Genomic DNA, 19,912 nt, shown 5'->3' with positions numbered 1-19,912 from the left:
TCAATTCTCGTTTCGGATGGAGAAGACTTAGAGCAGGTCGATGGCGAGAAAAAGAACGAAACGATGGTGGAACGGACGTCGCCCTCTTTTTATCGACGACGGCTTAGCAAATTGATCGCGCGAAGCTTTTCGGTCGGAGTGACTGTTCAATAATGCTCGTAAAGCAGAATATTTGACTATGATAGCGGCATTAGTTTTCAATCACGCATGCAACTTACCGTATTAATGGATGAGGTTTATGTGTAATTTTAAATATAATTGACTTCTGTTCGCAGTTTCTGCGAAGAATTGTCTTCTTTGACATATATGTTGATGAATCTGAAAGCGCAATTCAATGAATTCATCGATCAGAAAATTTATATTCCGTGATCTTCAAGCGATCGAAGGATATATTGATCCGCCTGATGCGCTGGTCTTTCTTGCGGTTTTGCGGTCCCAGCAATCGGCATCATTGCAAGGTGGCTTAGCCGAGATTGGTGTCTACTACGGCCGATCCTACTTCTTGCTGCGGAAAATCTGCGGGGAGACGGAGAAGATCGTGGCTATCGATCCCTTCGATATCGTGAACCCCGATCATGGCGCGACGCAGTATGAACGTTTCCTGGCTGGCGGCCGTCAACTTGGCCTTTCCGTGGATGCACAATGCGTCATCACGAGCGACAGCACGCTGATCAGGCCCGGGGACATTATCGAGAGAGCTGGCATGGTCCGCTTCTTCAGCATCGACGGTGGCCACATGCTGCATCACGTCGAGGCCGATAGTCATCTTGCTGCCGCATCGCTTGCCGAGCACGGGATCATCGTTTTCGACGACACCTTCAATCCGGCCTGGCCGGAGGTCACTGCCGGCGTCACTGACTTCCTGCGCGCCGAGGCCGGTCGCTTTTCCGTTTTCTGCCTGACGAAATACAAGACCTACGTGTGCCGCCAGACATTCCACGATTTTTATTCGCACACGGTCAAGACTTCACCCGAACTCAAGGCATTCGATCACCTTGAGACCGAGTTCCTCGGCTCGACGGCAATCCGGCTACACAATCCGATGCGGCGTCGCATCGCTTACGAAGTGATGGTTGGGCTCGGCATGCGTGCGTTGTCTGAGCGTGCCTACCGATGAACTAGGTTAGACCTGCGGTGGATCCGCTTCTTTCAGTCTGTATCCGACACCGGTTTCCGTCGTGATGTATTGCGGCTGGTCCGGGCTCTGTTCGATCTTCTGGCGCAGCTGGCGAACGTAGACGCGCAAATATTGCACGTCGGCAGCCGGTCCCCAGATCTGCTTCAGTAGGAACTGGTGGGTCAGAACCTTCCCGGCGTGCTGAGCAAGGACCCGCAGAATATCGTATTCCTTGGGAGAGAGCTTGACCTCCCTGCCATCGATCTTGACGATGCGCTTGACGAGGTCGATGGACAGGCCTCCGGCCTGAAAGATCGCCCGCTCGCCCTGTTGTTGTAATCGATGGCGCAGGGCGACACGCAGCCGGGCGCCGAGTTCGTTCATACCAAACGGCTTTGTCAGGTAGTCATCGGCCCCAGCCTCGAGAGCGTTGACGATACCCGTTTCGTCTGTGCGGCTGGAGAGGATCACGATCGGCAAGGTAAGGCCGGCGTCTCTCCACTCCCTCAACAGTTCGTGACCTGATTTGTCCGGCAGGCCAAGGTCGAGCACGATCAGATCAGGTGGCTCGTCCTTCGCCGATTGTAGGGCCGCAGCGCCGTTCGGCGCCTCGTGCACTTCATAGCCTTGCGCGGTGAGACCGACGCGGAGCAGCTTGCGTATCGGAGGCTCGTCGTCGACGACGAGAATTTTAACGGCTGAACCGGTCATTTGAGCTCATCCAATTTCGGAATTTCATTTGGTCGTGGAAGACGGATGGTGAAGACGGCACCGGAACGATCGGAGCGATTTCCGGCAGTGATCGTTCCACCCATCGCCTCGACAAAACCGCGACAGATGGAGAGGCCGAGGCCCGTCCCCGCGCGCACCTGGTCGCCTTTGCGCACGCGATAGAATGTATCGAAGACGCGATCCACGTCAGCTGGCGGAATGCCGGGTCCCTCGTCCGAAACCTGAATCATGACATTATATTCGTCCGTCCACCCATCGATAAGGATCGATGACCCTTGCGGCGCATATTTGGCAGCATTATCGAGCAGATTGAAAAGCACCTGTTCGAACAACACAGGATCGACACGGACCATCGGCAGGTCCGCCGGAATCGTCATGACGGTCTTGTGGTGCGTGAGAATTTTCTCGGCACGGCGCAGCGCGCTTCCTGCAATGTCGCCGGGATAGTGCAACGCATAGTTCGGCTCCATCGCCCCGGACTCGATTTTCGTCATGTCCAGCAGGTTGGCAATAAAGCGGTTGAGCCGTTCCGACTCGTCGACAACGGTCGATAGAAGATCCACACGATCTTCCTGCGGCATGGAATCGAGGTAGTCACGCAGCGTACCTGCAGCGCCCAGGATGGCCGCGAGCGGCGTTTTCAGGTCGTGCGAGATCGAGGTCAGCAAGGCAGAGCGCAAACGGTCCGCCTCAGCAGCAAGTCTTGCGCGATCAACATCCGCCACGAGTTGAATGCGCTCGATCGCAAGGGCTGCCTGGTCCGCCAATGCGTCGAGAAGACGTTGCTGTTCCGGTGTCAGGAGAGGGCCCTCGCGCCGGTCATTGTCGAGGCCGATCACGCCAACGGCGGCGCGTCCGGTTCGCAGCGGCACATAGAGGCGCTTGGCGCCCGGCAACGTATCGGCGCCGCGGCCGGCTGCGTGATTGTGCTCCCACGCCCAGCGCGCAGCAGCAATATCGGCCTCGTCGAGCGTATCATCCGGCGGATAGCCGGCTTTGACGGCGATGCTGCCTTCTTCGGGCAGCAGGAGAACGACGCGCACTTTAAGCATCGACGCCAGTTGGAAAGCGGTGGCCCAGAGAACGTCATCGAGGGTGCCGGTGCCGGCGAGCTTCTTGGAGAAGAGGTAGAGGTCCTCCGTCGTCCTGGCGCGCTGGCGGGCCGCCGCTGCCTGGCGTTGGACCGTTGCGGTCAGGTTGCTCGCGATGACGGCGACGCCCAGGAAGAAGAACAGTGCAAGCACGCTCTCCGGATCGCTGATCGTCAGCGTGTAGCGTGGTGGCAGGAAGAAGAAATTGAAGGACAGTGCGCTGATGATGCAGGTGTAGAGCGCTGGACGAAGCCCGTGGATCACCGCTGAAGTCAGCACTGCCATCAGGAATACGAGGGCGAGGTTGCGGACATCAAGAACCTGATCAAGTACCACACCAGCGATGAGCGCGATTGCCACATAGGCTGTGGCGGAGAGATACGCCTGGACGTCAAAAACGGGCGAGGAGGGGGCGGCTTTGACACCGCGCGTGGATGCTCCTTCCTTCTCACTACCGGAAATCACGTGGACGCTGATATTGCCCGATGTTCTGATTAGATCGTCGGCTATGGAACGGTGAAGCCAGTCCCGCCATGTCGGCTTGCTGGGGGCGCCGATGACGATGTGCGTGACATTGTTGGCCGCGGCGTGACGCACAAGCTCCTCCGAGACTTCCCGGCCGGGAATGGTGATTGCTTCACCACCGAGCTGTTCAGCGAGGCGGAGTGTGGCCGCAATTGTGTCGCGGTCGGCTTCTGTCAGGCTGATGGATCGGTTGGTCTCTACATACACCGCCGCCCATGGCGCGCGTAGTCGAGCTGCCATTCGTGACGCATAGCGTACCAGCGAGGCTGAGCGCGGGTGCTGATCGACAGATACAAGAACCCTTTCACCAGCGGCCCAGGGACCAGCGATGGCATGCGCTTGCATGTGAGTCAAAAGCTGGTCGTCAACGCGCTGTGCGGTTTTGCGTAGTGCGAGTTCGCGCAGTGCCGTCAGATTGCCGGGGGTGAAATAGTTGGTCAGGGCCCGTTCGGCAGTCTTCGGAACATAGACTTTTCCGTCATGCAACCGCTTGATCAGATCATCTGGCGTCAGATCGATAATCTCGACGTCATCGGCCATGTCGATGATCGAATCCGGGACCGTCTCTCGCACGCGGATGCGGGTGATCTGCGAGACGACGTCGTTCAGGCTTTCTACATGTTGAATGTTCAGCGTAGAGTAGACGTCGATGCCGCGCTCGAGCAGTTCCTTTACATCGAGGTAGCGTTTCGGATGGCGGCTACCCTCGGCATTCGTATGAGCAAGTTCGTCAACGAGAACGAGGCTTGGTTGGCGTGCGAGGATAGCGTCGATATCCATTTCCTCGAGGGGGCGGCCCTTGTAATCGATCTTGACGCGGGGGATGACTTCGAAGCCGTCGACCAGAGCCTGTGTTTCCTTGCGTCCATGGGTCTCGACGATGCCGATCACAACATCGACGCCATCGGACATCTTGGCACGGCCCGATTCCAGCATCTCGTAGGTCTTGCCTACTCCGGGCGCGGCACCGAGAAAGATTTTCAGACGGCCGCGGGTCTCCTGACGCGCCTTCTCAAGCAGCGCATCGGGCGAGGGCCTGCCAACCTTGTCGCGGTTGTCTTCCGGCATGCGGGTCATCTTTCCGTGACGAGCAAGCCCCGGTCGCACGCAGGCACCCGGGGCTTCCAAACTTACTCAGACATAGAAGCATCAAGGGACTGGTTCAATGCCAGAACATTGACGGTGGGTTCGCCGAGAATGCCGAGCTCTGGGCTATTGACAGCCGCATCGACAATCGCCTTCAGCTTGGCTTCGTCGACCCCACGCGCCTTTGCGACCCGCGGTATCTGGAAGTAAGCGGCCTCAGGCGAGATGTGCGGATCGAGGCCGCTGCCGGAGGCCGTTACGAGATCGATCGGGACCTCGGCATTTGGATTGGTGGCCTTTGCTGCTTCATAATCAGTCTTCACACGATCCAGCAGCTTCTGGCTCGTCGGGCCAAGGTTCGAACCGGACGACGCGGCGGCGTTGTATCCATCGCCCGCTGCCGAAGGGCGACCGTGGAAGTACTTGTCACTCGTGAACGCTTCGCCGATGAGTGTCGAGCCGATTACCGTGCCGTCCTTCTCGATCAAGCTGCCATTTGCTTGGGTCGGAAAAAGCACTTGCGCGGCGCCTGTCATGGCGAGCGGGTAGAGCAGACCGGTGATCGCGGTGGTGGCAACGATCATGACGATTGCGGGACGAAGTTCTTTCAACATGATGTCAACTCCTTAGGCGAGACCGATGGCCGTAATGACGATGTCGATTGCCTTGATGCCGATGAACGGGACGATGATGCCGCCGATGCCGTAAATGAGTAGGTTGCGGGAGAGCAGCGCGCCGGCGCCGATCGCGCGGTATTTCACACCTTTGAGCGACAGCGGGATCAGCGCGACGATGATCAGCGCGTTGAAGATGATGGCCGACAGGATGGCGCTCTGCGGGGTCGCCAGGCCCATGATGTTCAGCACACCGAGCTGCGGATAAAAGGCCAGGAACATTGCCGGGATAATGGCAAAGTACTTGGCGATGTCGTTGGCGATCGAGAAGGTTGTCAGCGCGCCGCGGGTCATCAGCAGCTGCTTGCCGATCTCGACGATTTCGATGAGCTTCGTCGGGTCGCTGTCAAGGTCGACCATGTTGCCGGCCTCGCGGGCGGCGACCGTGCCGGTGTTCATGGCGACGCCGACATCAGCCTGGGCGAGGGCGGGGGCGTCGTTCGTGCCATCGCCGCACATCGCAACCAACTTGCCCTTGGCCTGCTCCTGACGAATGAGGGACAGCTTGTTCTCCGGCGTTGCCTGCGCGAGAAAGTCATCGACGCCGGCCTCGGCGGCGATGGCTGCGGCGGTCATCGGGTTATCGCCTGTAATCATCACCGTGCGGATGCCCATCCGGCGCAGTTCAGCGAAACGCTCGCGAATGCCGCCTTTGACGATGTCCTTAAGCTGGACGATGCCGAGAAGGCGTCCATCGCGGGCAACGGCCAGCGGTGTACCGCCTGCCTTGGCGATCTCATCGGCGATCGCCTGCAGTTCCCGCACGACCTCGGTGTTGCTGCGAATGGCAACGACCGCATTGCCTGAAACCTGTGCCGGTGCGGCGCCGACGTAGGCAAGCACGGCATCGACAGCGCCCTTGCGGATCGACGAGCCTTCAACATCCACACCGCTCATGCGGGTCTGGGCGGTAAATGGCACGAAAGTGGCCTTCAGGCTCGCCATATCGCGGCTGCGGATGCCATACTTTTCCTTGGCGAGCACGACGATCGAGCGGCCTTCCGGCGTTTCGTCGGCCAGCGAAGCAAGCTGTGCCGCGTCTGCGAGGTCCTGTTCGGTGACGCCGCGGACCGGGCGGAACGTCGTCGCCTGACGGTTGCCGAGGGTGATCGTTCCCGTCTTGTCAAGGAGCAACGTATCGACGTCACCAGCTGCTTCAACTGCGCGGCCAGACATGGCAAGTACGTTGAAGCGCACGAGACGGTCCATGCCCGCAATGCCGATCGCCGAGAGAAGCGCTCCGATGGTGGTCGGGATCAGTGTCACGAAAAGAGCGACAAGGATGATAATTGGAATAGAGCCGCCGGCATAGCTTGCAAAGCTCGGGATCGTGGCGGTTGCCAGAACGAAGATCAGCGTCATGCCTGCGAGCAGGATGTTGAGCGCGATTTCGTTGGGAGTCTTCTGGCGCTCCGCGCCTTCGACGAGCGAAATCATGCGGTCGAGGAAGGTGTGTCCCGCGGCAGCGCTGATGCGGACGCGAATCCAATCGGACAGGACCTGCGTGCCACCGGTAACGGCTGAACGGTCGCCGCCGGACTCGCGGATAACCGGAGCGGATTCGCCGGTGATCGCGGCTTCGTTGACCGAGGCTACGCCCTCAACCACCTCGCCGTCGGAGGGAATGATGTCGCCAGCCTCGACGAGGACGAGATCGCCGACCTTCAGGCTCGTGCCCGGAACGAGACGGTAGCCGGTGCCGTTATTGGCCGTCAGCAGTTTTGCCTGAGTCTCGGTGCGGGCCTTGCGCAGCGAGTCCGCCTGTGCCTTGCCTCGCCCTTCGGCGACTGCTTCGGCGAAGTTGGCGAAGAGCACGGTGAACCAGAGCCAGAGGTTGATCTGGAAGGAGAAGCCGAGACTTTTGCCGCCGGTGACGAGATCGCGGATGAAAAGGAGGGTGGTCAGCGTCGAGACCGTGGCCACGACAAACATGACCGGGTTTCTTGCAAGTGCCCGAGGGTTGAGCTTTTTAAAAGCGGCGCCAACGGCCGGAATGAGAATGCGAGAATCCATGATGCTCGCTGATTTTGCCTGGCTCATAAGAGACTCCAGCTTGAAAGAGTAAGGCGACCGTTGTGCGATCAGCCGTGTAGAATCCGAAGGACCGCGACGATGACGAGGAGACCGGCGAGCATCACGAGGATGATGTCGGAGGCGCGGGTCATCCGCTGGCTGTCACGTCCCGGCGAACCGGGACGTGCGTTGAAGGATTTGCGAAGCCTGTGACGAAGGATCATGCTTCACCTCAGAAGGTCTGGCCGGCGATCATGACCAGGTGCTCGATGACCGGGCCAAGCGCCAGCGCCGGGAAGAAAGTCAGGCCGCCGACGATCAGGATCGTGCCCGTGAGCAGGCCCACGAAGAGCAGGCCATCCGTCGGGAAGGTGCCGGCGGAGGCCGGAACGGTCTTCTTGGCAACGAGCGATCCCGCGATCGCGAGTGCCGGAACGATGACCAGGAAGCGGCCCATCAGCATGCCGATACCGAGCGTGATGTTGTACCAGGGCGTATTGCCGGTCAGGCCGCCGAAGGCGGAGCCGTTGTTCGCGGCAGCCGAGGTGTAAGCATACAGGATCTCGGAGAAGCCATGCGGGCCGCCAGTGCCGATCGAGGCAACGGCGGACGGCAGGACGCTGGCGATCGCCGTGAAAACGAGCATCGCAAACGGCAAGCAAAGAATGGCAAGCACTGCCATCTTCATCTCCTTGGCTTCGATCTTCTTGCCAAGATATTCCGGCGTGCGTCCGACCATCAGCCCAGCGACGAAGATCGCGATGATGACGAAGAGCAGGATGCCATAGAAGCCCGCGCCCACGCCGCCGACGATGACTTCGCCAAGCTGCATGTTGATGAGCGGAATCAGGCCGCCGAGCGCCGTGAAGCTGCCGTGCATCGCGTTGACCGCGCCGCAGGACGCAGCGGTTGTTATGACCGCAAAGAGCGATGACATGGCGACGCCGAAGCGGACTTCCTTGCCTTCCATGTTGCCGCCCTGCAGACCAAAGGCATGCATCAGAGGATTGCCCGCGGCTTCAGCCCAGTAAGTGACTGTCACACCGGCGATGAACAGGATGCCCATGGTGGCGAGGATTGCCCAACCCTGGCGCTGGTTGCCGACCATGCGGCCGAAGACGTTGGTGAACGCGGCGCCGATTGCGAAGATCGAGACCATCTGGATCATGTTCGAGATGTTGTCGGGGTTCTCGAACGGATGCGCCGAGTTGACGTTGAAAAAGCCGCCGCCGTTGGTGCCGAGCATCTTGATAGCAAGTTGCGAGGCGACAGGGCCGAGGGCGATCGTCTGCTTGGCGCCCTCGAGGGTCGTTGCGTCGACATAAGGGCCCAAGGTCTGTGGAACGCCAAGATAGACATAGACCAGCGTCAACACGATGCAGATCGGCAGGAGGATGTAGAGCGTGCTACGCACCATATCGACCCAGAAGTTGCCGATCGCCATACCCGAAGCACGCGAGAACGCGCGTATGAGCCCGATGGCAATCGCCATGCCGGTTGCGGCAGAAACAAAGTTCTGCACAGTCAGCCCGGCCATTTGCGTAAGATAGGACATCGTGCTTTCGCCGCCGTAGTTCTGCCAGTTGGTATTGCTGACGAAACTCGTAGCAGTGTTGAAGGAAAGCTCGGGCCCGACGGCAGCCATGCCTGCCGGGTTATAGGGCAGGACGGCCTGCAGGCGCATCAGAGCATAGAGAACGATGACGCCGAGCAGGTTGAACATCAGCATCGCAAATGCATACGAAGTCCAGTGTTGGTCTTCGCGTTCGCTGGTGCCGGCAAGCGCGTAGAGCACTCGTTCGATCGGAACGAGGACTGGTGAGAGAAGCGTGCGCTCGCCACTGAAGACGCGTGTCATGTAGCCGCCGAGCGGTTTGACGAGCACGATGATGATCCCGCAGTAAAGCAGGATCTGAAGCCATCCGTTGAGGGTCATGGGAGGTAACTTTCAATACCCGATTGGTTCTACCTGGCGCGTAGTTCCCGCAAGGGATGCGACGGTCAAAAACGCTCGGGGCGAATGAGAGCGTAGGTGAGGTAGACCGTGAGGAACACGGTGACGCCACCGCTCAGAATATAGTCGAGGGTCATGGCGCTTCCTCCGGTCAAAGCCGGTCGCAGGCTTTGGTGTAAGCAAAGCATAGGGCGAAAAATACGATTGCTGTGGCGAGTAGAACTATGTCCATCATCGATCTTGACTCCTGTTGTTCTTCTGGAGTCAGACAAGACAAAGGGCGCCATCCACCGGATGGAACCTTTCATGCTTTCTGGCGTGGAGATGATCCTTGGATCTCTCGGACATTAATATGCGACCGAAGCGCATAAGCGTTCGAGATTGGCGGCAGGCCGCGGATATAAAAATCTTATAAATGCGGAGAAAAGAAAAATGCCTCGCCGAAGCGAGGCTAGTCCAAGGCCGCTTCGGGGAAAAGAAGAAGCGGCGCGATCGTTCTATTGCTGCTCTGTTCGGCTGCAAAGCGCACTTTTAGGCATTTTGGTACGCCTGGCGAGGATTGAGCGAAGCGCGTCAATTGTCGGCGTGGCCAGCCTTCAGGTTTCGAACGACATTTCTGCCACGTCGCAGTGCCGTGAATGCGGCACCGATGGCGATCAGCCAGAGGGCCACGAGCAGGACCTGGTTGTGCCCGTTCCAGAGCGGCTCGAGGATTGAGAGAACGGCTGCGGCGGTGATCGTCGCCATGCGGTGTTGCTTTGCCATCGGGCCCGAGAAGTCGCTCGGCGTTCCCGTTGCTCGTCCGAGTTCGCGAACATAGGCTGTCAACACGGCAAAGGATGCCGCTGCCCAACCGAGCCCGGGCGATCCGATGCCAAACCCCACACCGGCCAGGATGAGGATGTCGGCGACGCGGTCGGGGAACTCGTTCCAGAACGGTCCGTCGGCTGCGCCCTTGCCGCCTTCGACGGCAACCATGCCATCGAAGAGATTGCACAGCAGTCGTAATTGGCAGAGGGCGGCCGCGAGGACGAGCAGAAGAGCCCGGCCCCATCCGATCTCAGAACCGGCAAACCAAAAGGAGCCGCCCGCCAGCGCCGCGGCGACCATGCTTACCTGGGAGATCTGGTTCGGGGTAATCGATCTCGCCGCCAGCCATTGCGCAATGCTCCTTGCCCATTGCGTGTCTCTGCTTGCCAGCGGCCGGCGATCGCCCGTTTCCGTCATGCCTCGATCCTCTTTTGATAGAGAAAGTAGTTGTAGACCGCCGCGTAGCTCGTCGAGACGGCCAGTGGCACTGCTATGGTCTTCAAGATTTCCGGCGTACCGCTCAATGCGTGGATCGAGATCAGCACGGCAGTAGAGCCAAGGCTGGCGATCAGCGGTGGCGCCCATAGACCGGCGCGGCCTTCGAACTGCTTCGAGAGTCGTTCGATCACCGTCTTGAGAAAGAAGGTGAGGCAGGCCGAGAGTCCGCCTTGCACAACGCCGGCCAGCAGGGCTCGCTGCAGCGGGTGATTGCTGTTGGCGAGGACCGCCCAGCCGCCCATGGCGACAAACGCGAAAAGCACATGCATCACACTGCTCTGGGCGAGCCGGCGTAGCGGCGCCATCATGTGGTGGACCACCAATAGCGGACAATGTGGAAGAAGATCGGTGCGGAAAAGACGACGGAATCGAGCCGGTCGATTAGTCCACCATGGCCTTCGATAAGGTGGCCCCAGTCCTTGACGCCGCGGTCGCGCTTGATCGCCGACATGACGAGACCGCCGAAGAAGCCCATCATCGTGATGACGAAGGCCATAACCCCGGCCTGAAACGGTGTGAAGGGCGTGATCCACCACAGGGCGGCGCCGATCAGTGTCGCACTGGCCACGCCCCCGACAAATCCTTCCACCGTCTTCGATGGAGACAGGCTTGGCGCGATCTTGGTGCGACCGAACAGCTTGCCCCAGACATATTGCAGGACATCACTAAGCTGCACGATGATCACCAGGAAGGCGATCAGGAGAACGTTGCGGCCCTCGTAGCCTGGAATCGTCAACGTCAACAATGCCGGAACGTGTGAGGCACAGAATACGCAGATCATCAGCGCCCATTGCACTTCGGCGATGCGGATCAGGAAACGCTCGGTGTCGCCGCGCAATACGGAGATGATCGGCATCAGTAGAAACGCATAGACCGGGATGAAGATCGAGAAGATGCCGTATTGTCGCTCCCACAGCAGCCAATACTGGAGCGGCAGTACCACAAAGAAGGCGGCCGCAAGCGCCCAGTGATCGGCGCGTTTGGTGTCGGTCAGGGTAATGAACTCGCGCAGTGCCGCGAAAGAACAGAAGCCGAAGAGCAGCAGCACGCCGATCCGACCGGCAAGAAAGGCGAGGCCGATCAGGATGGCCATGATCCACCATGCCTTAATGCGCGCGTTCAGGTTCTCGATCGCGGCATTCGACTGACCGGTGGGCAGGCGTTGCTGCAGCAGGTAGCCAACGGCCGAGGAAACGACGAGGAGCGTGAAGATACCAAGAACAAGCGTCCACAGGTCGGAGTTTGCTGCATTCATTCGTTACCGCCTGGGTGCTTTGGTGAAAGATCGAGTAGCGCGGTGCGCGCCCTGTCGAGGAAGGTTTCCTTGCTCTCACCGGCTTCGATTCGCATGGCGTTGCCGAAGGTCACGGTGCAGATAAGGGGGATCGGAACAATCTCGCCCTTTGGCATGACCCGATTGAGATTGTTGATCCAGACCGGCACGAGCTGAAGGCCCGGCCGCCTCGAAGCGAGATGAAAAAGCCCGCTCTTGAATGGCAGCAACTGAGCATCGGTCTGGTTGCGGGTGCCTTCGGGGAAGAGAATCAGCGACGATCCGGAATCGACCACCTCGGCCATGACTTCAATCGGGTCGCGGGTCCGCTTCTCGCGATCCCGCTCGATAAGCACTGCGTCGAAGACATCGCGGCCGATGAAACGGTTGATCGATGATTTCAGCCAATATTCCGCGCCGGCAACGGGGCGCGTCCGGCGCCTCAGACGGGGCGGCAGGACGGCCCAGACCAGAATGAAATCGCCGTGGCTGGAATGATTGGCGAAATAGACACACTGCCCCTCGGGAATGGGTTCATTTGGCCAGATGGCGCGTACGGCAGTAATTGCACGCGCAAACACCACGATGGCCGCCGCGACAGGCTTCGCGATCACACTTCTCACCGATTTCAGCCCCCTCACTGCACCGACAAAGCAGCTTGCAGAAGCCTAGCGGCATTTTTGCCTGTTCGGAAGTCCTGCTTGTGGCGGAAGGCAGCGCTCAAAATACCCGCTCCGAACCCGCCGGTGAGAGTCGCGATAGATCGAACTGGCACGTTTGCCTGATGGGGGAGAGGAAAGCGTTAACCATGGTCAGCTAGGAATGAGTCGGACGCAACGGAATGAGTCGATGCCAGTACAGTCAAACAAAACTCTGCAAGCAATGACGACAAGCGAGATCGTGCTTTTCCCGGTCGCCTCGCGCGCCGGTGACATTGATCGGTGCGCGGCCGAACTGGACCGCCGCCACGGTGAGGACGCGGTGCGCTTCTGGAAGACAGAGTGCCGCCGGTTGGCAGACGAGCTGGCGTCGCTTGGCTGCTGCGAAGACGAGGTGCGCGACCAGGTCATGACATTTCAAGCCGAGGTACAGGCCGAGTTGGTTCGCCGCCATCAAGTGCGGGCAATCGCCGAAAGCCGCGGCGGTCGCGCCATCAAGCGTTAATGTCATAGCAATCGGTGCTTGCCGCCAGTTAGGCTGCCGGTCTTGTCGGACAGTCCTGAGCGGTTGAACGCGTCGTCCCGGCGACGAATTCTTTCCATATTTTGCGCAAGACGAACCGTCTTGGTTCAGAAATTCCGCGCGCCCAATGCTAGCATCCTTTTGTTCTCACGTGGATCTCCAAAGATCCCGTGCGTATTCAGGTCGTTGCCTATTTCGGGAGGAAGGGCAGATGCGGGCGGAAGATCTATCGAGTACTCGCCGGAGCAAACTGGGCGGTCAGAAACCGGCCGACCGGAAATGCTTGCCATTTTCACATTCTTCAACGAAATTTATCGAGCCGACCGGCAGTGGAGGAGCTGCCGACAAGATACGCGCGTGAAAACAATGACGGGAGAATAACGACACACGCATACCGGACGCTGCGGTAAGCGCGCGCCGGACTTGGGAGGGAAGGCATGTATTCCGGTGGTTTGAGATTTGGTCTGGCGGACGAGATCGAGGCGCTCCGCGACAGCGTTCGACGTTTCGCGACGGAGCGCATCGCACCGCTCGCTGCCGAGACCGACAGCAGCAACAGTTTCCCAACGCCGCTCTGGCGCGAGATGGGTGACATGGGGCTGCTCGGGATCACGGCTGAAGAGGCCTACGGCGGCGCCGCGTTAGGTTATCTGGCCCATTGCATCGCCATGGAAGAGATCAGCCGCGCTTCGGCCTCCGTTGGACTCAGCTACGGCGCTCATTCCAATTTGTGCGTCAATCAGATCAGCCGGAATGGAACCGCTGATCAGAAGTCGCGGTACCTGCCCAACCTGATTTCCGGTGAACATGTCGGCGCGCTTGCCATGTCCGAGCCGGGTGCCGGATCCGACGTCGTTTCGATGAAGCTTCGGGCGGAGAAGCAAGGTAACAGTTACGTTCTCAACGGCAACAAGATGTGGATCACCAACGGTCCGGACGCCGATGTGCTGGTCGTCTACGCAAAGACCGACCCGGAAGCGGGACCGCGCGGCATCACGGCCTTCCTCGTCGAGAAGGCCTTCAAGGGCTTCTCGACCGGGCCCAAGCTCGACAAGCTTGGCATGCGTGGTTCCAATACCTGCGAACTGATCTTTGAGAATTGTGGGGTTCCGGAGGCAAATGTGCTCGGCACCGTCGGTGGTGGTGCGCGCGTTCTGATGTCGGGACTCGACTATGAGCGCGTCGTCCTTTCCGCGGGACCGATCGGTATAATGGCGGCCTGCATGGATGTCGTCGTGCCCTATCTTCACGAGAGAAGGCAGTTTGGTCAGGCGATCGGCGAGTTCCAGCTGATGCAGGGCAAGCTCGCCGACATGTACGTGACCATGAACACGGCGCGCGCCTATGTCTATGCGGTGGCGGCCGCCTGCGATCGCGGCGAGACGACACGCAAGGATGCCGCCGGCTGTATTCTTTATGCAGCCGAAAAAGCGACGCTTCTGGCTCTCGAGACAATCCAGGCGCTCGGGGGCAATGGCTACACGAACGATTATCCTGCGGCCCGGCTGCTGCGCGACGCAAAGCTCTACGAGATCGGTGCCGGCACTTCCGAAATCAGGCGCATGTTGATCGGCCGCGAGCTTTTCGCGGAGACGGCTTGATAAGAGAATTTATCCGATAACCTATCCTGGTGACGAATGACGATTTTGAAGTCGCAGATTTCGCCGAATTCGGAGAGCTTCAGGACGAATCGCGCGGCGATGGCGGAAGCGATCCGTGTCATCGAGGAGGCTGCTGCGAGTGCCGCAAACGGCGGCGGAGCTGCAGCCCGTGAGCGTCACGTCGCTCGCGGCAAGATGCTGCCGCGCGATCGGATCGCCGGACTGCTCGATCCGGCGACACCGTTTCTCGAGATTGGATTGACCGCGGCTCACGGCATGTACGGCAACGAGGCGCCCGGCGCTGGCCTGATAACCGGTATCGGTCGCGTTTCGGGCCGCGATTGCATGATTGTTTGCAACGATGCGACGGTGAAAGGCGGCACTTACTATCCGATGACGGTGAAGAAGCATCTGCGCGCGCAGGAGATCGCCGCACAGAACAATCTGCCCTGCATCTACCTCGTGGATTCGGGCGGTGCGAATCTGCCGAACCAGGACGAGGTGTTTCCGGATCGAGATCATTTCGGTCGGATTTTCTACAATCAGGCGAACATGTCTGCGGCGGGCATTCCGCAGATTGCGGTGGTCATGGGCTCGTGCACGGCGGGCGGTGCCTATGTGCCGGCCATGTCCGATGAGGCGATCATCGTTGAGGGGCAAGGCACCATCTTCCTTGCCGGCCCTCCACTGGTGAAGGCTGCGACCGGCGAAGTCGTCTCGGCAGAGGACCTCGGCGGCGGCGACGTGCACACAAGGCTCTCCGGCGTTGCAGACCATCTCGCTCGTGACGATGCACAAGCGCTGGCATTGGCTCGACGCGCTGTCGCCAACCTCAATCGGTCCAACGCGGGTGGCGTCGAGCGTCAGCCGGTCGAAGCGCCGCTCTTCGATCCGGCGGAAATCGCCGGTATTGTCCCTGCCGACCTGCGCGTCCCTTACGATGTGCGCGAGGTGATTGCGCGTCTCGTCGATGGTTCCCGTTTTGACGAGTTCAAAGCACGCTATGGAACGACGTTGATTTGCGGCTTTTCTCACATCCATGGCATCCCCGTGGGCGTGGTTGCGAACAACGGCGTGCTGTTTTCCGAGTCGGCGCTGAAGGGTGCTCATTTCGTCGAGCTTTGCTCGCAACGCCGGATACCGCTCGTCTTCCTCCAGAACATCACAGGCTTCATGGTCGGCCGCAAATACGAGACGGAAGGCATCGCCAAGAATGGTGCCAAGCTCGTGACCGCGGTCGCAACGACTGCTGTGCCGAAAGTGACGATGCTGGTTGGAGGTTCCTTCGGTGCAGGTAACTACGGCATGGCGGGTCGCGCCTTCTCGCCGCGCTTTCTCTGGACATGGCCGAACAGCCGCATCTCGGTCATGGGCGGAGAGCAGGCGGCCGGTGTCCTTGCGACCGTCCGGGGAGAGGCGCTTTCCCGTGGCGGCACCCCCTGGACGCCGGAGGAGGAGGCTAGTTTCAAGCAGCCGGTGCTTGATCTCTTCGAACGACAGAGCCATCCGCTCTATGCGTCGGCGCGCCTTTGGGATGACGGGGTGATTGATCCGGCCAAGAGCCGAGATGTGCTCGGTCTCTCGCTGTCTGCGGCGCTGAATGCACCGATTGAAGACACGCGCTTCGGCCTGTTCCGGATGTGAGGTAGCGATGTTCCAGAAAATTCTCATCGCAAACCGTGGCGAGATTGCTTGCCGGGTGATCCGAACTGCCAGGCGTATGGGGATTGCCACTGTGGCAGTCTATTCGGATGCCGATGTCGGCGCGCTACATGTCGAAATGGCTGATGAGGCTGTCCGTCTGGGGCCTGCCAGCGCGCAGGAAAGCTATCTCTCTATCGAGCGGATCCTGGCCGCGGCGGAAAGGACTGGCGCCGAAGCCATTCATCCCGGTTACGGGTTTCTATCCGAGAATGCCGATTTTGCAGCAGCCGTCGAGGCGGCAGGCATCGTCTTTATTGGACCACAGCCATCTTCCATTCGCGCCATGGGATTAAAGGATGCGGCAAAGGCGTTGATGGACCAGTCGGGAGTGCCTGTTGTCCCGGGTTATCACGGCGAGGAACAGAATGACGGGTTTCTGGCCGATCAGGCGACCTTGATCGGCTACCCCGTCCTGATCAAGGCCCGCGCTGGCGGCGGCGGCAAGGGCATGCGCCGTGTCGACAGCGAAGAGGAATTTCCCGAGGCGCTCGCCGCCGCGCGGCGTGAGGCGAAGGCTGCCTTTGGCGACGACGTCGTGTTGATCGAGCGGTATCTCGTTCGGCCACGCCACATCGAAGTTCAGATCTTCGGGGATCGGCATGGCAACGTTGTTCATCTTTTCGAGCGCGATTGCTCGCTCCAGCGCCGCCATCAGAAGGTGATCGAGGAGGCGCCCGCTCCGGGCATGACGCCGGAAATGCGCCTTGCGATGGGCGAGGCGGCCGTGCGCGCGGCGCGTGCCATCTCCTATCGCGGTGCCGGCACCGTGGAGTTCATTGCGGATGTGTCAAACGGCCTCTGGCCGGATCGTTTCTATTTCATGGAGATGAATACCCGCCTTCAGGTCGAGCATGCCGTCACTGAGGCAATCACTGGGGTTGATCTGGTCGAGTGGCAATTGCGCGTAGCCGCCGGCGAGCCCCTGCCGAAGAAGCAGTCGGAGCTCGAAATCTACGGCTGGGCCTTCGAGGCGCGAATCTATGCCGAGGATGCGGCCAAAGGTTTCCTGCCCGCGACCGGTACGATCAGGCATCTAGACTTTCCTGACGTTACGGCGCGGATCGATGCCGGGATCCGTCCCGGCGACACGGTCTCCGCCCACTACGATCCTCTGATCGCGAAGATGGTCGTGCACGGGCCCAGTCGGAGTGTCGCGCTGTTGCGACTGACCAGGGCCTTGCAGAGCTCGCATATCGTCGGCGTCACCACCAATCTCGATTTTCTCGCCAGACTGAGCGCGCAGGAAGAATTTTCCGCTGGCCACCCGGATACCGGGCTGATCGATCGCAATCTGCAATCGCTGACCGCCATCGAGCCGCCAGTCGACACCGTCGTTGCCCTTGCCGCCGTCCTGTCGTTGGGCGCGCTTACGCAACTATCGGATGGCGATCCATGGCTGACGCTGGGGCACTGGCAGCTCTGGAGCGAAATGCAGCGTATCGTCGTGCTAACCTACGAAGGAGGGCATTCAACGCTGCGAGTTGCCGCCAAGGGCTTCGATTTCTTTGCCGTGCATGATGGCCGACGAGTCATTCCAGTGAAGATCGTCAGCCGGCAGGATGACGGCTGCAGGGCGGAGGTCGATGGCCGGCAGGTGCAGGTCAAGGCGAGCGTGGCGGCGCATCACTTGGTTGTCAGCGTGGACCACAGAACGCATGTGTTCCACCTTGGCAACCCGCTCGATTTCAGTGCGGTTGATGTGGCTGACGGCAACAGGTTGATCGCGCCGATGCCGGGCTTTGTGAAGATCGTGCGCACGAGTTCGGGGGCGGAAGTCTCCAAGGGCGATGCGCTTGTCGTCATGGAAGCGATGAAGATGGAACTGACGCTCGTTGCGGCCCGCGATGGGACGGTGGAAGCCGTCGAGGTAAGTGAAGGACAGCAGGTTGATGAAGGCGCGGTGCTTCTGACGCTGCGGGTAGAGGAGACGTGATTGTGCAGCCCGGAGAATCGTCACTGCTGCCGCGGGATGTCTCGATCGTTGAGATGGCTCCGCGTGATGGCCTTCAGAACGAGAAGGATCTGATCCCGACGGCGACGAAGATCGCTCTGATCGACATGATCTCCGAATGTGGTTTCGAGCGAATCGAGGCGACAAGCTTTGTCAGCCCGAAGTGGGTGCCGCAGCTTGCCGACGCCGCCGAGGTGATGGCAGGTATCAAGCGCAGGCCGGGGGTCCGCTATGCCGTCCTGACACCGAATATGAAAGGGTTCGAGGCCGCGATGGCGGCGGGCGCGGACGAAGTCGCGATCTTCGCTTCCGCCTCGGAGAGCTTCTCGCAGCAGAATATCAACTGCTCCATCGCCGAGAGCATTGAACGATTCAAGCCGGTTGCAGACGCAAGCCATGCACGCGGTGTCCCCATGCGCGGCTATGTCAGCTGCGTGGTCGAATGCCCGTATGAGGGGGCCGTCTCGCCGGATGCGGCGGCGCGGGTCGTCGAGAGCCTGCATGCATTGGGCTGCTACGAGATCAGCCTCGGCGATACGATCGGCCGAGGACGTCCGGAGGAGGTCGATCAGATGCTGGTGACGGTCCTTTCCTATGCACCGGCGACGATGCTTGCCGGTCATTTCCATGACACCGACGGCTGGGCTCTCGACAATATCGAGGTTTCGTTGAAGCACGGGCTGCGGGTTTTCGATGCGTCAGTCGGCGGATTGGGCGGCTGTCCCTATGCCCCCGGCGCGAAGGGGAACGTTGATACCTTGGCTGTCGCGCAGTTCCTTGCCCGCAAGGGCTACCGGACCGGACTCTCGGCAGAGAAGCTGGAACAGGCTGCCCATTTTGCACAGAGCCTGAGGAGCGCAGGATAATGCCGGAAACGCTGATGATCTCGATCGACGAGCGCGGTGTTGCGCGGCTTACGCTTGCCCGCGACGACAAGCACAATGCCATGTCGGCGGAGATGATCGACGAGTTGACCGAAGCCGCAAGCGTGCTTGGGTCGGATAAGAGGGTACGCGCCGTCGTGCTTGCCGGCGCAGGGAAGAGCTTCTGTGCCGGCGGCGACCTGGAGTGGATGAGAGCCCAGTTCAAGGCGAGCCGGGCGAAGAGAATCGCCGAGGCGCGACGGCTGGCGATGATGTTCAAGGCGTTGAACGAAATGCCGAAGCCGCTCATCGGTTGCGTCCACGGAAGCGCCTTCGGCGGCGGTATCGGGTTGATTAGCGTCTGCGACACCGTGATTGCCTCGGAGGCCGCGCGTTTCGGCCTGACGGAAGTCCGGCTCGGCCTGATCCCGGCAACGATCAGCCCTTATGTCGTAGCGCGGATCGGCGCCTCTGCTGCGCGTTCTCTTTTCGTCTCCGGCCGAACGTTTGATGCTGCCTATGCCAAGTCGATCGGTCTTGTCGCTTCCGTTGTGGCGCCCGCGTATCTCGATCGCGCCGTCGACCAGGAGACGGACGAATTCATCGCGGCTTCGCCGCAGGCTGCAGCGCGCGCCAAGGCTCTCGCGCGTTCTCTCGCCGCGCCCATCACGGACGAGATCATCGACAGCGTGATTTCTCAACTCGCTGACAGCTGGGAGACGGACGAGGCACAGGCCGGTATTGCCGCTTTCTTCGAAAAGCGCCGGCCGAATTCATAGCGGGCAGCTTCGACTGCAGCGGAACAACTTGGCGTCAAATTGAAAGTCGCGAATGGGAT

18 protein-coding genes are annotated in these 19,912 nt (G+C 60.1%); 7 read left to right on the top strand and 11 right to left on the bottom strand.

Annotated features, from left to right (window positions below; translation table 11 throughout):
• Positions 1-334 precede the first annotated feature (334 nt).
• Entirely contained in the window at positions 335-1,117 is a 783-nt protein-coding gene (locus tag K9B32_RS12100; protein WP_224562245.1) for a class I SAM-dependent methyltransferase, read from the top strand.
• Between the two features lie 6 nt (positions 1,118-1,123).
• On the opposite strand, the gene K9B32_RS12095 is transcribed toward K9B32_RS12100, so the two are convergent.
• The 11 genes from K9B32_RS12095 to K9B32_RS12045 all read right to left on the bottom strand — a co-directional run bounded on the left by K9B32_RS12095 (position 1,124) and on the right by K9B32_RS12045 (position 12,396).
• Positions 1,124-1,828, bottom strand: coding sequence for a response regulator transcription factor (locus K9B32_RS12095; protein ID WP_224562244.1), 705 nt, complete (start codon positions 1,826-1,828; stop codon positions 1,124-1,126).
• Positions 1,825-4,533: a sensor histidine kinase gene (locus tag K9B32_RS12090; RefSeq protein ID WP_224562242.1), complete on the bottom strand. Its 2,709-nt coding sequence runs from the start codon at positions 4,531-4,533 to the stop codon at positions 1,825-1,827. Before K9B32_RS12090 ends, K9B32_RS12095 begins: the two co-directional genes overlap by 4 nt.
• Positions 4,534-4,595: 62 nt before the next feature.
• Positions 4,596-5,165, bottom strand: coding sequence for a potassium-transporting ATPase subunit KdpC (kdpC, locus tag K9B32_RS12085; RefSeq protein WP_224562241.1), 570 nt, complete (start codon positions 5,163-5,165; stop codon positions 4,596-4,598).
• Positions 5,166-5,177: 12 nt separating this feature from the next.
• Positions 5,178-7,265, bottom strand: coding sequence for a potassium-transporting ATPase subunit KdpB (kdpB, locus tag K9B32_RS12080; protein ID WP_224562240.1), 2,088 nt, complete (start codon positions 7,263-7,265; stop codon positions 5,178-5,180).
• Positions 7,266-7,306: 41 nt separating this feature from the next.
• On the bottom strand, positions 7,307-7,462 hold the full coding sequence (locus tag K9B32_RS12075; protein ID WP_007790930.1) for a hypothetical protein: 156 nt from the start codon (positions 7,460-7,462) through the stop codon (positions 7,307-7,309).
• An 8-nt stretch (positions 7,463-7,470) separates the two neighbouring features.
• The gene (gene kdpA / locus K9B32_RS12070; protein ID WP_224562239.1) at positions 7,471-9,174 is read right to left on the bottom strand and encodes a potassium-transporting ATPase subunit KdpA; all 1,704 of its coding nucleotides are present in this window, start codon (positions 9,172-9,174) and stop codon (positions 7,471-7,473) included.
• A 65-nt stretch (positions 9,175-9,239) separates the two neighbouring features.
• Positions 9,240-9,329, bottom strand: coding sequence for a K(+)-transporting ATPase subunit F (gene kdpF / locus K9B32_RS12065; protein ID WP_007790938.1), 90 nt, complete (start codon positions 9,327-9,329; stop codon positions 9,240-9,242).
• Between the two features lie 436 nt (positions 9,330-9,765).
• Positions 9,766-10,419, bottom strand: coding sequence for a CDP-alcohol phosphatidyltransferase family protein (locus K9B32_RS12060; RefSeq protein WP_224562238.1), 654 nt, complete (start codon positions 10,417-10,419; stop codon positions 9,766-9,768).
• Complete coding sequence (locus tag K9B32_RS12055; protein WP_224562237.1) at positions 10,416-10,808, bottom strand: hypothetical protein; 393 nt, start codon at positions 10,806-10,808, stop codon at positions 10,416-10,418. Before K9B32_RS12055 ends, K9B32_RS12060 begins: the two co-directional genes overlap by 4 nt.
• Positions 10,805-11,755, bottom strand: a complete 951-nt coding sequence (locus K9B32_RS12050) for a phosphatidate cytidylyltransferase (protein ID WP_224562236.1) — start codon at positions 11,753-11,755, stop codon at positions 10,805-10,807. Before K9B32_RS12050 ends, K9B32_RS12055 begins: the two co-directional genes overlap by 4 nt.
• Positions 11,752-12,396, bottom strand: coding sequence for a lysophospholipid acyltransferase family protein (locus tag K9B32_RS12045; protein WP_224562234.1), 645 nt, complete (start codon positions 12,394-12,396; stop codon positions 11,752-11,754). The genes K9B32_RS12050 and K9B32_RS12045 overlap by 4 nt, the downstream gene beginning before the upstream one ends.
• Positions 12,397-12,622: 226 nt before the next feature.
• Here K9B32_RS12045 and K9B32_RS12040 point away from each other — a divergent pair, with 226 nt between their 5' ends.
• The 6 genes from K9B32_RS12040 (at position 12,623) to K9B32_RS12015 (ending at position 19,853) form a co-directional block, all read left to right on the top strand.
• Positions 12,623-12,937 (top strand): DUF6074 family protein, encoded by a 315-nt coding sequence (locus K9B32_RS12040; protein WP_224562232.1) that lies wholly within the window; start codon positions 12,623-12,625, stop codon positions 12,935-12,937.
• 455 nt (positions 12,938-13,392) lie between these two features.
• Positions 13,393-14,556: an isovaleryl-CoA dehydrogenase gene (locus K9B32_RS12035; RefSeq protein ID WP_224562230.1), complete on the top strand. Its 1,164-nt coding sequence runs from the start codon at positions 13,393-13,395 to the stop codon at positions 14,554-14,556.
• Positions 14,557-14,592: 36 nt separating this feature from the next.
• Positions 14,593-16,200 carry a carboxyl transferase domain-containing protein gene (locus tag K9B32_RS12030; RefSeq protein ID WP_224562185.1) on the top strand — a complete coding sequence of 536 codons (1,608 nt, stop codon included), beginning with the start codon at positions 14,593-14,595 and terminating at the stop codon, positions 16,198-16,200.
• Positions 16,201-16,207: 7 nt separating this feature from the next.
• The gene (locus K9B32_RS12025; protein WP_224562183.1) at positions 16,208-18,193 is read left to right on the top strand and encodes an acetyl/propionyl/methylcrotonyl-CoA carboxylase subunit alpha; all 1,986 of its coding nucleotides are present in this window, start codon (positions 16,208-16,210) and stop codon (positions 18,191-18,193) included.
• On the top strand, positions 18,190-19,077 hold the full coding sequence (locus K9B32_RS12020) for a hydroxymethylglutaryl-CoA lyase (protein ID WP_052026518.1): 888 nt from the start codon (positions 18,190-18,192) through the stop codon (positions 19,075-19,077). Before K9B32_RS12025 ends, K9B32_RS12020 begins: the two co-directional genes overlap by 4 nt.
• On the top strand, positions 19,077-19,853 hold the full coding sequence (locus tag K9B32_RS12015) for a crotonase/enoyl-CoA hydratase family protein (protein ID WP_224562181.1): 777 nt from the start codon (positions 19,077-19,079) through the stop codon (positions 19,851-19,853). Before K9B32_RS12020 ends, K9B32_RS12015 begins: the two co-directional genes overlap by 1 nt.
• The last annotated feature ends 59 nt before the right edge of the window (positions 19,854-19,912 follow it).

It is taken from the genome of Rhizobium sp. 3T7, assembly GCF_020166565.1.
GTDB lineage: Bacteria > Pseudomonadota > Alphaproteobacteria > Rhizobiales > Rhizobiaceae > Rhizobium.
This window is presented reverse-complemented; position numbering and strand designations above follow the sequence as displayed.

Bases quoted from the DNA above. Each gene is read 5' to 3' on its own strand.
- K9B32_RS12060 (WP_224562238.1), bottom strand. From the start codon at position 10,419: ATGACGGAAACGGGCGATCGCCGGCCGCTGGCAAGCAGAGACACGCAA.
- K9B32_RS12025 (WP_224562183.1), top strand. From the start codon at position 16,208: ATGTTCCAGAAAATTCTCATCGCAAACCGTGGCGAGATTGCTTGCCGG.
- K9B32_RS12095 (WP_224562244.1), bottom strand. From the start codon at position 1,828: ATGACCGGTTCAGCCGTTAAAATTCTCGTCGTCGACGACGAGCCTCCG.
- K9B32_RS12035 (WP_224562230.1), top strand. From the start codon at position 13,393: ATGTATTCCGGTGGTTTGAGATTTGGTCTGGCGGACGAGATCGAGGCG.
- kdpB (WP_224562240.1), bottom strand. From the start codon at position 7,265: ATGAGCCAGGCAAAATCAGCGAGCATCATGGATTCTCGCATTCTCATT.
- K9B32_RS12100 (WP_224562245.1), top strand. From the start codon at position 335: ATGAATTCATCGATCAGAAAATTTATATTCCGTGATCTTCAAGCGATC.
- K9B32_RS12015 (WP_224562181.1), top strand. From the start codon at position 19,077: ATGCCGGAAACGCTGATGATCTCGATCGACGAGCGCGGTGTTGCGCGG.
- K9B32_RS12055 (WP_224562237.1), bottom strand. From the start codon at position 10,808: ATGATGGCGCCGCTACGCCGGCTCGCCCAGAGCAGTGTGATGCATGTG.
- kdpC (WP_224562241.1), bottom strand. From the start codon at position 5,165: ATGTTGAAAGAACTTCGTCCCGCAATCGTCATGATCGTTGCCACCACC.
- K9B32_RS12075 (WP_007790930.1), bottom strand. From the start codon at position 7,462: ATGATCCTTCGTCACAGGCTTCGCAAATCCTTCAACGCACGTCCCGGT.
- K9B32_RS12090 (WP_224562242.1), bottom strand. From the start codon at position 4,533: ATGCCGGAAGACAACCGCGACAAGGTTGGCAGGCCCTCGCCCGATGCG.
- K9B32_RS12050 (WP_224562236.1), bottom strand. From the start codon at position 11,755: ATGAATGCAGCAAACTCCGACCTGTGGACGCTTGTTCTTGGTATCTTC.
- K9B32_RS12040 (WP_224562232.1), top strand. From the start codon at position 12,623: ATGCCAGTACAGTCAAACAAAACTCTGCAAGCAATGACGACAAGCGAG.
- K9B32_RS12030 (WP_224562185.1), top strand. From the start codon at position 14,593: ATGACGATTTTGAAGTCGCAGATTTCGCCGAATTCGGAGAGCTTCAGG.
- kdpA (WP_224562239.1), bottom strand. From the start codon at position 9,174: ATGACCCTCAACGGATGGCTTCAGATCCTGCTTTACTGCGGGATCATC.
- kdpF (WP_007790938.1), bottom strand. From the start codon at position 9,329: ATGACCCTCGACTATATTCTGAGCGGTGGCGTCACCGTGTTCCTCACG.